This is a genomic window from Aliivibrio wodanis (assembly GCF_052920805.1).
Genome location: NZ_JBREXA010000002.1, coordinates 2,068,359 through 2,082,542, shown reverse-complemented (window position 1 = coordinate 2,082,542; position 14,184 = coordinate 2,068,359). Strand labels below are relative to the sequence as shown.

At 39.4% G+C, this 14,184-nt stretch carries 10 protein-coding genes and 3 pseudogenes; 6 read left to right on the top strand and 7 right to left on the bottom strand.

Annotated features, from left to right (window positions below):
* Positions 1–60 precede the first annotated feature (60 nt).
* A pseudogene (locus ACU5DF_RS17525) lies at positions 61–1,915 on the bottom strand (protein-disulfide reductase DsbD).
* Positions 1,916–2,128: 213 nt separating this feature from the next.
* Between ACU5DF_RS17525 and ACU5DF_RS17520 the strand changes: the two are divergent.
* Positions 2,129–2,554 carry a universal stress protein gene (locus tag ACU5DF_RS17520; RefSeq protein WP_446713675.1) on the top strand — a complete coding sequence of 142 codons (426 nt, stop codon included), beginning with the start codon at positions 2,129–2,131 and terminating at the stop codon, positions 2,552–2,554.
* 66 nt (positions 2,555–2,620) lie between these two features.
* Here the strand turns inward: ACU5DF_RS17520 and ACU5DF_RS17515 are convergent.
* Both ACU5DF_RS17515 and aspA read right to left on the bottom strand, forming a co-directional pair.
* A pseudogene (locus tag ACU5DF_RS17515) lies at positions 2,621–3,923 on the bottom strand (anaerobic C4-dicarboxylate transporter).
* A gap of 364 nt (positions 3,924–4,287) precedes the next feature.
* Positions 4,288–5,737, bottom strand: a pseudogene (gene aspA, locus ACU5DF_RS17510) (aspartate ammonia-lyase).
* 433 nt (positions 5,738–6,170) lie between these two features.
* Between aspA and ACU5DF_RS17505 the strand changes: the two are divergent.
* Positions 6,171–6,704: an FxsA family protein gene (locus tag ACU5DF_RS17505; RefSeq protein ID WP_446713674.1), complete on the top strand. Its 534-nt coding sequence runs from the start codon at positions 6,171–6,173 to the stop codon at positions 6,702–6,704.
* Positions 6,705–6,804: 100 nt separating this feature from the next.
* Here ACU5DF_RS17505 and ACU5DF_RS17500 read toward each other — a convergent pair whose 3' ends face one another.
* The gene (locus ACU5DF_RS17500; RefSeq protein ID WP_446713673.1) at positions 6,805–7,830 is read right to left on the bottom strand and encodes a murein hydrolase activator EnvC family protein; all 1,026 of its coding nucleotides are present in this window, start codon (positions 7,828–7,830) and stop codon (positions 6,805–6,807) included.
* Positions 7,831–8,172: 342 nt separating this feature from the next.
* Here ACU5DF_RS17500 and ACU5DF_RS17495 point away from each other — a divergent pair, with 342 nt between their 5' ends.
* From ACU5DF_RS17495 to cysE, 4 genes are all read left to right on the top strand, one after another.
* Positions 8,173–8,625: a rhodanese-like domain-containing protein gene (locus ACU5DF_RS17495; RefSeq protein WP_446713672.1), complete on the top strand. Its 453-nt coding sequence runs from the start codon at positions 8,173–8,175 to the stop codon at positions 8,623–8,625.
* Between the two features lie 129 nt (positions 8,626–8,754).
* Complete coding sequence (secB, locus tag ACU5DF_RS17490; protein WP_446713671.1) at positions 8,755–9,234, top strand: protein-export chaperone SecB; 480 nt, start codon at positions 8,755–8,757, stop codon at positions 9,232–9,234.
* A gap of 163 nt (positions 9,235–9,397) precedes the next feature.
* Positions 9,398–10,429: an NAD(P)H-dependent glycerol-3-phosphate dehydrogenase gene (gpsA, locus tag ACU5DF_RS17485; protein ID WP_446713670.1), complete on the top strand. Its 1,032-nt coding sequence runs from the start codon at positions 9,398–9,400 to the stop codon at positions 10,427–10,429.
* An 18-nt stretch (positions 10,430–10,447) separates the two neighbouring features.
* Positions 10,448–11,269 carry a serine O-acetyltransferase gene (gene cysE / locus ACU5DF_RS17480; protein ID WP_045101059.1) on the top strand — a complete coding sequence of 274 codons (822 nt, stop codon included), beginning with the start codon at positions 10,448–10,450 and terminating at the stop codon, positions 11,267–11,269.
* 100 nt (positions 11,270–11,369) lie between these two features.
* Here the strand turns inward: cysE and ACU5DF_RS17475 are convergent, their stop codons facing one another.
* From ACU5DF_RS17475 to ACU5DF_RS17465, 3 genes are all read right to left on the bottom strand, one after another.
* Entirely contained in the window at positions 11,370–11,849 is a 480-nt protein-coding gene (locus ACU5DF_RS17475; RefSeq protein ID WP_045101060.1) for a tRNA (cytidine(34)-2'-O)-methyltransferase, read from the bottom strand.
* Between the two features lie 117 nt (positions 11,850–11,966).
* Positions 11,967–13,358 carry an envelope stress sensor histidine kinase CpxA gene (gene cpxA / locus ACU5DF_RS17470; protein WP_446713669.1) on the bottom strand — a complete coding sequence of 464 codons (1,392 nt, stop codon included), beginning with the start codon at positions 13,356–13,358 and terminating at the stop codon, positions 11,967–11,969.
* 3 nt (positions 13,359–13,361) lie between these two features.
* A complete protein-coding gene (locus ACU5DF_RS17465; RefSeq protein ID WP_446713668.1) occupies positions 13,362–14,048 on the bottom strand; it encodes a response regulator in 687 nt (228 codons plus the stop codon).
* Positions 14,049–14,184 lie beyond the last annotated feature (136 nt).

The following is a 14,184-nucleotide window of genomic DNA, read 5'->3' as shown; positions in this document are numbered from 1 at the left end:
AATTCGCATTATAAAATAAGTTTTCGCGTATCACCAATGATTTTGCTCAATAAAGAAACATTATTCTTCAACATTGATCACGTTTGTACTTAAATGGTTGATAAAAGGTTCTGCTTTCATGAATCCAGTTAAGCGTGCGTCAGATAAATAGTTTCCTTCAGCATTCCAAAAATCGATGGTTGGTAAACCTAGTACTTTAAGTTGTTTAAGTAATTCAATATCTTCTGGGCTGTTTTTAGTTACATCAGCTTGCAGTAAAACAAACTCAGTCAATAAAGGCTCTACTGATTCATTATGAAAGGTGTACTTTTCAAACTCTTTACACGCAACACACCAATCGGCATAAAAATCGAGCATCACAGGTTTCCCTTGTGATTTTGCTGCCTCAAGTTCACGATTTAAGTCATTAATGGTGCTTATCTTCTTAAATGAAATAGTCTGAGTATTAGCGCTTATTTCTGTATTGGTTTTCCCTGAAATAGCATCAATTACAGGAATTGCTGAACCAACAATACCTAAGATCGCGATGATCCCTGCAACACTGGTTTTCCATGATTGAGGCATGGTTGCTTTGACATGGTATAACCAACCAAATGCAGCAACCCCAAGAGCAGACCAAATAAATGGTGTGATGCTATGAGGCAGAATGCGTTCTAGTAAGAACACTGGAACTGCGAGCAGAATGAAACCAAATAGCGTTTTTACATGAGTCATCCATACGCCTGCTTTTGGTAGTAATTTATTACCAAATACTGCCGCTAAAATTAATGGGATCCCCATACCAATCGCTAAGGCATATAAAGCAATAGCACCTGTTAGCAAGTCACCACTTTTTGCTACGTAAAGCAGCGCGCCTGACAATGGTGCTGTAGTACATGGTGAGCAGACTAAACCTGAGATAGCCCCCATCGCAAAAACACCACCTAGGTTTCCGCCTTTTTGTTGGTTACTGATGTCATTTAATTTAGTTTGTAAACTGCTTGGCAGCTGGATGGTATACGCACCAAACATAGACAGTGCGAGCAGAACAAACATGATGCTCAAACCAATTAACACATAAGGATGTTGTAGTGCGGCTTGAAATTGCATACCTGCCGAAGCAACCACTAACCCAAGCAGAGTATAAGTTAACGCCATGCCTTGTACGTAAACAAAAGAGAGTTTAAACGCCTTACCGTGAGAGAGTTTTCCACCACCTAGAACAATGCCTGTAAGAATTGGATACATAGGTAACACGCAAGGAGTGAAGGCAAGGCCAATACCTAACGCTAAGAATAAGAAGGGCGTCCACCACGCATCACCTAGGTTATCTGCTAGCTCTTGTTGTTGGGTTTGAGATACGGCTTTTTGCTCTGGTGCTGATGCTGTATTTTTTTCTACGCTAACTGGCGCGGTATCACTTTTGGCAACGAGATGAGTATTTGCAGCTTCATCTTGATACGAACTTGGAGCAGTGAGTGCTGATAAAGGAACTTTACGGATCTCTGGTGGATAACAGAATCCGGCTTTGGCACAGCCTTGGTAACGAACCCGTTAATTCTGAATTATCATTAACAGATATTAATGGAACCGTAATGGTTAATGGTTTTGTGTAGATATTCACGTCACCAAAAAACTCATCGTTATGAGGTGTGCCTTGCTCCATGACTAAATCAGCAATTTCAGCCCCATTAGCAGAGACAGAGATACGCTGTTGATATAAATAGTAATCAGGCTTTACTTGCCAATCTAAATAAACACGATCCCCCTGTTGCATAAAATTAAAGGGAAACGCTTCATCCACGGTGACAAAGGAAGAGCTTTGTGGGTTCTGTAATTTAGTTAAATCAAATGCCGCCAATGCTTGTGGTGCAAAAGTGGTGAACAGAATAAAGAGTGATAAAAGGGCTGTTCGAAATCGGAGTAAATTCGTCATGTGAAAGTCTTTATAAAAATAGATACGAGTATGACTATCGAAATGGTCAAGAGTTCGGCAAGTATAGTATCAATTGCCTTAATGATCTGCTCATTTCTCTTTCATTCAATTAGGAAGTTTTTTTGATTTATGACCATTTCGAGATCTCTGCGACACTATTTTTTCATGACTAAAACTATGCTTATTTTATTTATAAATAAAAAGGACATAGTGATGAAGTACAAACATATTCTTGTCGCATTGGATCTTTCAAAAGAGAGCTATATATTGATTGATAGAGCTGTCTCTATTGCTGAATTGATTAATGCAAAAGTCTCTTTTATTCATGTAGATGGAACGCATGGTGAAATTTATCCTGAACTAGTCGACATAAAATCGGAGCCTGAACGAAAACCATTAAATGAACCGTCAAATACATGGTTGACTGAATTTCAGCAGTACACTGACTTCCCTATTGAGAGTTTTTGGGTAGGGACAGGCGATTTGAGTAACAAGGTTAGTATGGTCGTTGCTGAAAATGGAATTGAGTTAATTGTATGCGGTCATCATCATGATTTTTTAAGTAATATTATTTCTTATTCTCGTCCGTTAATTCAGCACTCTCCGATTGATATTTTGGTGGTTCCGCTTACATCATAAAAAGCCTGATATAAAAAATGGCAGCTAAATTAGCTGCCATTGAAGGGTATTCATGTATTTTCGTAATTAAAGAATAATACCGCCAAATACAAAACCTAGAGCAACAGAAGTTGAAATTGTTGCAACACCAGGAATAAAGAATGGGTGGTTAAATACTAAATTACCAATACGTGTTGAGCCTGTGTCATCCATTTCTACCGCCGCAAGAAGCGTAGGGTAAGTAGGAAGAACAAACAGTGCACTTACTGCGGCAAACGAAGCAACAGCAGTGATTGGAGCAACACCAATCGCAAGAGCTGCTGGCATTAGTGCTGTTGTTGTTGCACCTTGAGAATAAAGCAGCATTGATGCAAAGAATAAAACAACAGCTAGCATCCACGGGTATTGTGCAAGGATCTCTGCAGAAAACTCTTTGATTTCACCAATGTGAGAAGAGACAAACGTATCACCAAGCCATGCAACACCAAGAACACAAACACAAGCACTCATGCCTGATTTGAAGGTTGCTGCATTAGCAATCTTAGAGGCATCAATCTTAGTGAAAGTAACAATAGCAGCAGCGGCTGTTAGCATTAGTGCCATGATAGCTTCGTTACGACCAATGGTTGGGTTTTCAATAAGGCCAACACTGCCACTGATCATCGTTGCATAAGCGACAACAGCGACGATAGCAACACAGAAGATATAAACAGATGCTTTCGCTGTAGGTAAAATTTCACGCTTACCTGCGCCATTCATTTTGATTAGGCCTTTCTCAAGACGCTCTTGATAAACAGGATCATCTTTTAGCTCACAGCCTAGGAAGTTAGCAACGAATGCGCCAACCATACATGCTAGGAATGTTGATGGGATACATACTGCTAATAGTGTTAAATAATCGACACCAAGTGGCTCAAGAATACCTGAGAAGAATACAACCGCCGCTGAAATAGGAGATGCTGTGATTGCAATTTGAGAAGCAACAACGGCAATAGAAAGTGGGCGAGATGGACGAACACCTTGTTCTTTAGCAACTTCTGCAATAACAGGAAGTGTAGAAAATGCAGTGTGACCAGTACCTGCTAGCATTGTCATGAAATAAGTCACGATAGGTGCGTAGAAAGTAATGTGTTTTGGATTTTTACGTAAGAATTTTTCTGCTAGATCAACTAACCAATCCATACCACCAGCCACTTGCATTGCTGCAATAGCCGTGATCACAGACATGATGATCAAAATAACGTCGATAGGGATAGAACCCGCATCAAGACCTAAAATCATGGTAAGGACAAGAACGCCCGCACCACCCGCAAATCCGATACCAATACCGCCAATACGTGCACCTANAATAGATGAACAGTAAGACGACAAGAAGCTGTACAGCAATCATAAAGTTTACTCCAGTTTAATACCAATTCTAGTCATTACCTGTTCCTTATTACTGATGAAATCACTTAATAGTCAAATTGAAAAATTAGCACTGTAGAACAATTGCTTATAATAATTCTTATTTTGGCTGTAAGTGGTTTTTACGTAATAAATAGACCAGTTAATTAATTTTATTGGTATGATTTTTTAAAATAATTATTCAAATTTCCACTACTACATTTGTCATTACTAAATTTGTCATTACTAATAGGGCAAAGATGACCAAATGAAAAGGTGAATGATAACTTTGTGTGTTTTGTCAGTAAGGTAATTAAGAGGTAAAAAAAGCGAGCTTCAGTGAGCTCGCCATTCTTAGATGTTATCGATTAATCGTAACGCTTTGCTTTGTATTCTGGGTGCATTAGGTTTTCAACAGAGAAAATATCATCTAGTTGTTCTTCAGTTAGAAGACCGCGCTCTAGAACAACTTCACGAACGTTTTTACCTGTTTCAGCACAAATCTTACCTACAATGTCACCTTCGTGGTGGCCAATGAATGGGTTTAGGTAAGTAACGATACCGATAGAGTTAAATACGTGAGCTTCACATACTTCTTTGTTTACCGTGATACCGTCGATACATTTGTCACGTAGGTTCACACATGCATTTTTCAAGATTTCGATAGATTCGAATAGAGCTTGACCAATTACAGGTTCCATTACGTTTAATTGCAGTTGACCCGCTTCAGCAGCGAAAGTTACTGTTGTGTCGTTACCAATTACTTTGAAACATACTTGGTTTACAACTTCTGGGATTACTGGGTTTACTTTTGCTGGCATGATTGAAGAACCTGCTTGAAGCTCAGGAAGGTTCAATTCATTTAGACCGGCGCGAGGACCAGAAGAAAGAAGACGTAAATCATTACAGATCTTAGACAGTTTAACTGCTGTACGTTTTAGTGAACTGTGGATCATTACGTAAGCGCCACAGTCAGACGTTGCTTCGATTAAATCTTCAGCTGCTACACACTCTAGGCCAGTTACTGCTGCTAGGTGGCGAACGGCTGCTTCTTGGTAACCAGTTGCAGCGTTTAAGCCTGTACCGATTGCAGTAGCACCAATGTTTACTTCTAGAAGAAGTTGCGCTGTGTAGTTAAGGTTTTTCACTTCTTCCTGAAGTAAAACGCCCCATGCGTGGAATTCTTGACCAACAGTCATAGGAACTGCATCTTGAAGTTGAGTACGACCCATCTTCAGAACATTACGGAATTCTTGATCTTTAAGATCGAAAGCACCTTTCAGGTATTCAATCGCTTCAATCAGTTTAGTGATGCTGTTGTATACCGCAATACGGAAGCCCGTTGGGTAAGCACAGTTAGTTGATTGAGAGCGGTTTACGTGATCGTTAGGGTTAACGATGTCGTATTCGCCTTTTTCTTTGCCCATTAATTCAAGAGCAACGTTAGCAATTACTTCGTTAGCATTCATGTTAACTGAAGTACCAGCGCCGCCTTGGAAAACGTCTGATGGGAATTGATCCATACACTTGCCAGTTTCAAGAATTAAATCACATGCTTTGATGATGTACTCACCAACTTGTGAAGGAATAGCACCTAATTCTTTGTTAGCTAACAGCGGCTGCTTTCTTAGTGTAGATCATGCCACGAACAAACTCAGGAACATCTGAAATAGTTACATTTGAAATGTTGAAGTTTTCCATAGCGCGAAGGGTGTGAATACCGTAGTAAGCTTCAGAAGGAACGTGACGTTCACCTAGCAAATCTTCTTCAATACGAGTAGCGGTATTTGTTTTTTCTAAATCAAGCATCTGAGTCATAGTAAGCCTTTAAGGTTCTATATTTTAATTATTGGATTTTGTCCAAGTGACCATATCTGCGAGTAGAGTCCGTTCGTCAGAAGGTGATCAATATCGTACCTGATGCCTTGTTTTGAGGTCATCATACACCTCTTTAGTGGTAAAAATGTTAACTTGATCACCTTTTGGTGCTCATTTTTGCAAATTATATCAAATTGAGATAGCGCTCTCACCAGTTGTTAATATCTTGACTTTATACGTTATATAACTTGCGTATGGCGTTAATAATTTGAGTGTCTGTTTACACTCTTTTACAGAGTTCTTTCTTGAAAAATGGACGGATGTGCCGCATCTAACATAATAGAGAGAGAAAATGTGGCTTGTGATTAATGCCTGCTACACTGACACGAAGCAAGAAAGCGAAAGATCGTATTAAATCCAATTGAGGTGTGTTGTGTTTCCTATTTTATTAGTGATGTTTATTTTTGTTCCTATCATTGAAATTGCGCTGTTTGTGCAAGTCGGTGGAATGTTAGGAATGTGGCCCACCATAGCATTGGTATTGGTCACTGCATTTGTTGGTGCATCATTGGTGCGTAGCCAAGGTATTCAAACGTTAATGTCTGTTCAATCAAAATTGCAACAGGGTGAATTACCAGCACAGCAAATCGTAGAAGGCGTAATGTTAGCCGTTTCTGGCGTACTATTATTAACGCCAGGCTTTATGACAGATGCTCTGGGTATGCTTGTATTATTACCGGCACCAAGAGCATATTTAGCAAAACAATTAATGAGTCGTGTAAAAGTTAATGGCATGGGAGCATCACAAGGTGGATTCCATGCAGGTTTCGGTGGTGGATTTGACCAAAACAGGCCTTTTAATCAAGGCAACCCATTTGATCAGACAAACCACAATGACCAGCAAGGCGATGTATTTGAAGGCGAGTTTCAGCGTAAAGAAGACGATCCGAATAAAACCCTAAAATAATCACCCGATATATAAATTGAATTAAAAAAGCCGCGCTCTCCTTCTATATGAATTGAGAACGCGGCTTTTTTACTGTCTGAATTTACTGATTAATTAAGCCCTAACGTTTTAACCAAGAACGAGGATTTTGCGCTTTACTGTTACGGCGTATTTCGAAATATAGCGAAGATCTGTCTTGACCACCACTGTCACCAACCACTGCAATTGTTTCACCTGCGCGTACTTTGTCCCCTTCTTTTTTCATTAAGCTTTGATTGTAGCCATATAAGGTCATATCACCTTTACCATGATCAATTAAGACCATTAATCCATAGCCACGTAACCAATCAGCAAATACTATTTTACCTGAATAAACAGCTTTAACTGGGGTTCCATAGTCACTGGCAAGCACCATGCCTTTCCAAGTTAATTGTCCTGTTTGTTTAGTGCCAAAGCTGTGTAGGGTTTTGGCATTATTCACAGGCCAAGGTAAGCGGCCTTTTTGACGTTTAAGCCCATCCATAGGTACATTATTTTTTATCTTAGCTTTTGAAATGGCTGTTTTTAAACGTTTTTCGTTTTGTTGCAGTTCACTTAAATAGCTGTTTTCATTTGAAATACGTTTTTTAATGCTTGAAACTGTTTTCTTACGTTTATTTTGCGCTGTTTGTAAGTGACGTTTATCTTTCTTGTATTGACTTATCACCTGGCTTTGACGCTGTTGTTGCTTAAGAAGAGCTGCTTCTTTCTCTTTCAACTGCATGTTCGTAAATTCTAATTGAGATATTGCAGCAACACGAGTCTCTGAAAGGCGTTGTGCATATTGTGTCATGCGATCTATTTGAGTAGCTTCTTCGCCACTAAGGACATTAGATAACGGACTATTGTGATGGATCAGATAATAGTTAACTAATAGCTCTTTTAATACTTCAGTCTGCCCAATCTTTTGTTGATTAAGCTCTGATTGCTGTTGCTTTAAAGCGGTAATCGATTTTTTTAATGTTGTAAGCTCTTTTTCTGCCGTACGTGCTTTTTTTGAAGCATTAGCAATAGAAGTTTCATGTTGCCTTAGATCAGTTTGCAGATTAGAAAGCGCTTTTTTTTGCTTTATTAAAACTGAACTTTGACGAGATATTTCTTGTTTCATTCCCTTAAGTTCTGCGTCATTAGCATGACTTTGTGTAGGAAGAAAAAGCGTTCAAGCATACTGCCGCTGTCAGGCAGAATTGACGATAAGAAAAAGAGAGATGTAATCGAGATATGTTCATCGCTGCATTATTTCAGATAGAGTCCCTTCTGACTAGGCAGAGTTTGTGTTTGCTCTCAATTGTAAAACCAATATCACAGCATTTTCGCTGGATTGGTTAGTTTTTTTATCCTTGCTAGTCTCGAAACAAACCCTAGGGTATACTTTCGCCTTAATTTTAGAGCCAATGGTAACTGAATCGCTAGAATGCATCAGCTTATCTACACATTAGAGATAAAGAATATGGAAACGTCAATCATCGATTTTGTAACCAATAATATGATTTTAGCCGTTGTTTGGGTTGGTATTGTTGTTGCGTTAATTCAAAACGTAGTAAAGCAAAAAACATCAGGCTATCAAGAGATTGATCCTGCACAAGCAACAACCCTAATGAATCGTGAAGAAGCGATCGTTATAGATGTTCGCTCTAAAGATGAGTTCAAATCAGGTCACATTACGGATGCTCGTCACATTTTACCAAGCGATATTAAAGCAGGTAACTTAGCTGGTCTTGAAAACTCAAAAACAACCCCAATTATTGTTGTATGTAAAACAGGTCAAACGGCTCAAGCTGCTGCTAACGATTTGCATAAAGCTGGCTTTGAGCAAGTTAAACTTCTTAAGAACGGTTTGATCTCTTGGAATGAAGCTAACTTACCGTTAGTAAAAGCGAAGTCGGCAAAAAACAAAAAGTAATTGCCCATTTCCTAAGCAACTGATTCATTTTGATGTGATATCTGGCTCATTTTTTAGATATCACACATGCAGAGTAATAAGACATCGTTATTCTGCTTCTATATTTATTATACATTAAAGGACTTTCTCATGGCTGAAGCTGCACAACAAGAACAACAAGAACAACAAAACTTCGCAATTCAACGTATCTTTCTAAAAGATGTTTCTTTTGAAGCGCCTAACTCTCCAACTATGTTTCAAAAAGAGTGGAACCCAGATGTTAAGCTGGACCTTGATACTCAAAGCCGTGAATTAGGTGAAGGCGTTTACGAAGTTATTCTACGTTTAACAGTTACTGTTAAAAACGAAGAAGAAACCGCTTTCCTTTGTGAAGTTCAGCAAGGCGGTATCTTTACTGCTGGTAAAATGGAAGAAGCTCAACTAGCACATTGCCTAGGCGCATTCTGCCCGAACATTCTTTTCCCATACGCTCGTGAAACAATCTCTAGCCTAGTGGTTAAAGGTACGTTCCCACAATTGAACCTTGCACCAGTTAACTTTGATGCATTGTTTATGAACTACCTACAAAACCAAGCTCAAGAAAACGCAGAAGCACCAGCTGAAGCTTAATAATTGATAGCTTAAGTTTTAATTAACTTAGCGCTATTGATTAACTTGTAGAGAATAAATGCACTTTTTATCTGATATACGTTCTATATTTATATGAATCTTATATCGTGATAATAGGTGCATTTTTCTTTTATCACTCCTTGTATTCTCAATACTTATTTGGATGACCATAATGACAACACAAACAGATTATTCTGATGTATCAATGACCGTACTTGGCGCGGGTTCATATGGAACTTCTCTGGCAATATCTCTTGCTCGTAATGGCGCAAAAGTGATTTTATGGGGACATGAAGAAAAACACATGGCTCGCTTAGAGGCCGATCGTGCGAACGAAGAGTTTTTACCTGGTGTACCTTTTCCACCGTCACTGATCATGGCGACTGATCTTGAAAAAGCAGTACAAGCAAGCCGTGATTTGTTGGTAGTAGTTCCAAGCCATGTATTTGGTTTAGTTCTAAGTAATGTAAAAGCATTTTTACGTGAAGATTCTCGTGTGTGTTGGGCGACAAAAGGGTTAGAGCCTGAAACAGGTCGTTTATTAAAAGAAGTGGCAGTTGAAGCTTTGGGTGAATCTCATTCATTGGCTGTACTTTCTGGACCTACTTTTGCTAAAGAACTTGCTTCTGGTATGCCAACAGCAATTGCTGTCGCGTCACCTGATCAGCAATTTGTAAAAGATCTTCAAGAGAAGATTCACTGTTCAAAGACGTTCCGAGTATATGCAAATAATGATTTTACTGGCATGCAACTTGGTGGTGCGGTGAAAAATGTTATCGCTATTGGCGCGGGTATGTCTGATGGTATTGGCTTTGGTGCTAATGCTCGTACGGCGTTAATTACACGCGGTTTGGCTGAAATGACACGTCTAGGTGTTGCATTAGGTGCAGAAGCTGAAACCTTTATGGGCATGGCTGGTTTAGGTGATCTAGTATTAACTTGTACCGATAACCAATCACGTAACCGTCGTTTTGGTTTGGCGTTAGGTCAGGGCGGCGATGTTAATAGTGCACAAGAAGAAATTGGTCAAGTGGTTGAAGGCTATAGAAATACTAAAGAAGTCTTTTTACTTGCAGAGCGTATGGGTGTAGAAATGCCTATAGTTGAACAAATTTATCAAGTATTGTATCAAGGAAAAGATGCAAGAATGGCAGCGCAAGATTTATTAGCGCGAGATAAAAAGTCAGAATCGTAATTCAAGGATGGTATGAAAATGAATGAGTGTAAGAAACATAAAGTCTGGGAAAAAATTGTTCAGGAAGCGCGTGAGCAATCAGAGCAAGAACCCATGCTTGCAAGCTTTTATCATGCCACCATTATTAAACATGAAAATTTAGCGGCAGCGTTAAGTTATATTCTAGCAAACAAGTTAGCAACAGCTTCAATGCCTGCTATGGCTGTGCGTGAAGTGGTTGAAGAAGCATTTGCTTCAGATCCAAGTATTACCGATGCTGCGGCATGTGATATTTGTGCGACGGTAACACGAGATCCTGCGGTGGCTATGTATTCAATGCCATTATTGTACCTGAAAGGCTACCATGCTCTGCAAGGTTACCGAGTGTCTAATTGGCTGTGGAAACAGGGTCGTGTTGCGCTTGCTACTTATTTGCAAAATGAGATTTCAGTGGCTTGTCAGGTAGATGTTCACCCTGCTGCGACAATTGGTAAAGGGATCATGTTTGACCATGCTACAGGTATTGTCATTGGTGAGACTGCGGTTGTGGAAAATGATGTTTCTATTTTGCAAGACGTTACTCTTGGTGGTACTGGCAAAGAGTGTGGCGATCGTCATCCTAAGATCCGTGAAGGGGTTATGATTGGTGCAGGGGCAAAAATTTTAGGTAACATTGAAGTGGGAGAGGGAGCGAAAATTGGCTCTTGTTCTGTTGTGCTTCAAGCAGTTCCTCCTCATACAACTGTTGCAGGTGTTCCGGCTAAGATTGTAGGTAGACCAAGTACAGAAAAACCGTCTTTCGATATGGACCAGCAATTCAATGGAAAATCCCAGACGTTTATCTCTGGTGATGGAATTTAATATTAGATCCAGTTAATCCATTTTATTACTTGTTTTTTATTAATAAAAATAGCCACTTTATAGTGGCTATTTTTGTATTTGGACGATGAAAAACGAGAAGTTATAACCCGCCTTCAAACCCCATCTGACGCCATGCTTCAAATACAATAATAGCAACGGAGTTAGACAGATTTAAACTGCGGCTGTCTGGCATCATAGGAATACGAACACGTTGCTCCATTGGTAAGCCATCAATCAAATCAGCAGGTAACCCACGAGTTTCTGGACCAAATAATAATACATCCCCTTTTTGATAGCTTGGGGTGGTGTGATGGCCTGTGGTTTTAGTGGTGCAAGCAAAAATACGGTGCTCTAAATCACTGTTATTTTCTAAATATTCAAGAAAAGCTGCATAGTTCTTGTGGCGCTTTACATGAGTTAGATCATGATAGTCTAAACCCGCGCGACGTAGTTTTTTCTCTTCTAAATCAAAGCCTAATGGTTCAATTAAATGCAGGTTAGCACCGCAATTAGCAGACAGTCGAATAATGTTACCTGTGTTTGGGGCAATTTCAGGCTCGTACAGCGCAATCTCAAACATAATGAACTCTTGAATAAAAGGAAATTAAACGCAGTATATCTAATTGATTGGTGTCGGGGTAGGGCGTACTCACAACAACCTGGCTTAGGTTGAGATTAGCCAGGTTGTCAGAGGTTATTATTGTTCGATAGGTAAAGTAATTGTCATACGTAATCCACCAAGAGGACTTTTGCTCGCAATGATGGTTCCGCTGTGTTGCTGTATCGCACTTTCTGTAATCGCAAGCCCCAACCCCGTTCCGCCACTGCTTCTGTCTCGAGCGGTAGAAACACGATAGAAAGGTTTGAAAATATCTTTTAATTCATCTTCAGGAACACCTTCGCCGTTGTCATCGACATGAATAATAAAGTGATTGGACGTCTGCTCTAGATTAACCGTAATAATGTCATTGCCGTATTTAATGGCATTTCGAATCACATTTTCTACGGCGCTCATTAGTAGATTAGGATTACCAAAAATAGGGGTTTCAATTAAGCCTGAATAGGTAAGTACCTTATTCATGTGTTCAGCCTCAAATTTGGCGTCTTCTAAAATATCAAACCATAGTGAATAGGCGTCAGTTTTCTCTCGCTCTTGATGGCTGTTCACTTGGATCCGTGATAGTTCTAATAACTCAGATATCATCTGTTCAAGGCGATCTGCTTCCATATCAATACGAGATAATTCGGCACTTTCTCCTTGCTTACGAGTCGCCAGTGCGGTTGCCATTCTTAAGCGTGTCAGAGGTGAACGCAATTCATGTGAAATATCGGAAAGTAATCTTTGTTGTCCTGAAATCATGGTGTTTAGAGACCCAACCATTTGATTGAAGCTTTGGCCTGTTTTTCTGAACTCTCTTGGTCCTTTCTCTAGTGCTTCATCTTTTTCAAATTGGCCTCTAGCAACCCGTTCAGCTGCTTTTTGTAGTCGTCTAGCTGGCTGACTTAATGCCCAAGCAAGCCAAAGTAAAAATGGGGTACTAACCAACATGGTGACTAAGAGAAGTTGTATTGGTTTATCTAAAATACGAAGAATAAATGGTGGTGGTTTTTTCCAGTACCTTCCGACATACATATAGACTTTTTCTTGAGCGATGATGATATCGAAAGGGCCAGCCATCATGGTTCGTCCATAAAGTTTTTGTTGTGGCAGCTCTGGGTCATCTGACAGAGTTAAAAAATTGAGTAGTGCTTTTTTTCGTCCTCGCAATTCTCTAGGCTTATCTAGGATCTCACCGGTAGGGGTTGTAAAAAAGAGAGCTAGATTTTCATCATGATCATGAGCTTTATGGCTGATCTCTTTTAGTGTTGTTTTTAACCCTTCTCGCTCTGAGTATTTTCCTGTGATGTAAGCAGCAACTTCTGTCATTTTATTTAGATGTTCTGTCGCAATGTTATGACGCGATCGTGGATCAAAATTGGGGCCAATAACGACCCCAATAAGCACCAATAAAAGGGTGAACCAAAAGATAGCAAAGATACGACCATACAGGCTTGAAACCAGAGGGAATTTTATTTTCTTGGTAAACAAGGCTTATTCCTCTACAAATAAATAGCCGCGGCCACGTAAGGTTTTGATACGTGGTTTCCCTTCTGATAATGGAGGTAATTTTTTACGCAGGTTAGATACGTGCATATCAATCGCACGATCAAAAGGAGCAAGACGTTTACCTAATACTTCTAGACTTAGCTCTTCTTTTGAAATGATCTCTCCTGGTTTTTGAATAAATTGCGACAGTAGGCCAAATTCTGTACCAGTTAAATCTAATAATTCACCATGGCTATAGGCTTCTTGTTTGCCGATAAATATTTCAATTCCCTGATAGTTAATGCTATTGCTACTATTACTTTCTTTAGCTTTAGTTTGTGTTCGGCGTAAGATGGCACGAATACGAGCTAGTAATTCTCTATCACTGAATGGTTTTGGTAAATAATCATCTGCGCCAAGTTCTAAACCAATCACTCGATCAATCTCTTCCCCTTTTGCTGTCAGCATTAAGACTGGGATTTCATTGGTTTCACGCAGTTTTCGTAGCATATCCATACCATTCATTTTTGGCATCATGATATCAAGAAGGATAAGGTCTAGATCATCGGTTACCGCTGCTAAACCCTCAAGCCCATTGCTAGCTTCTACAACGTTATAACCTTCTAAACTTAAAATGTCTTTGAGTAATGACGTTAGTTCAACATCATCATCAACTAATAAAATCTTTGCCATTATTTTTTACCTACGTAATATTCTATAACTACAGTATCGCCAAATACCTCGGTGAATACCAACCTTGAAAATGACCTTTACGTTGCTTTACGCTCAAAATACACTCATTTACTTTGGTTGGGCTATTCTTATGGCA

Bases quoted from the DNA above. Each gene is read 5' to 3' on its own strand.
- ACU5DF_RS17465 (WP_446713668.1), bottom strand. From the start codon at position 14,048: ATGGCAAAGATTTTATTAGTTGATGATGATGTTGAACTAACGTCATTA.
- secB (WP_446713671.1), top strand. From the start codon at position 8,755: ATGGCTGAAGCTGCACAACAAGAACAACAAGAACAACAAAACTTCGCA.
- cysE (WP_045101059.1), top strand. From the start codon at position 10,448: ATGAATGAGTGTAAGAAACATAAAGTCTGGGAAAAAATTGTTCAGGAA.
- ACU5DF_RS17500 (WP_446713673.1), bottom strand. From the start codon at position 7,830: ATGAAACAAGAAATATCTCGTCAAAGTTCAGTTTTAATAAAGCAAAAA.
- ACU5DF_RS17520 (WP_446713675.1), top strand. From the start codon at position 2,129: ATGAAGTACAAACATATTCTTGTCGCATTGGATCTTTCAAAAGAGAGC.
- ACU5DF_RS17495 (WP_446713672.1), top strand. From the start codon at position 8,173: ATGGAAACGTCAATCATCGATTTTGTAACCAATAATATGATTTTAGCC.
- gpsA (WP_446713670.1), top strand. From the start codon at position 9,398: ATGACCATAATGACAACACAAACAGATTATTCTGATGTATCAATGACC.
- ACU5DF_RS17475 (WP_045101060.1), bottom strand. From the start codon at position 11,849: ATGTTTGAGATTGCGCTGTACGAGCCTGAAATTGCCCCAAACACAGGT.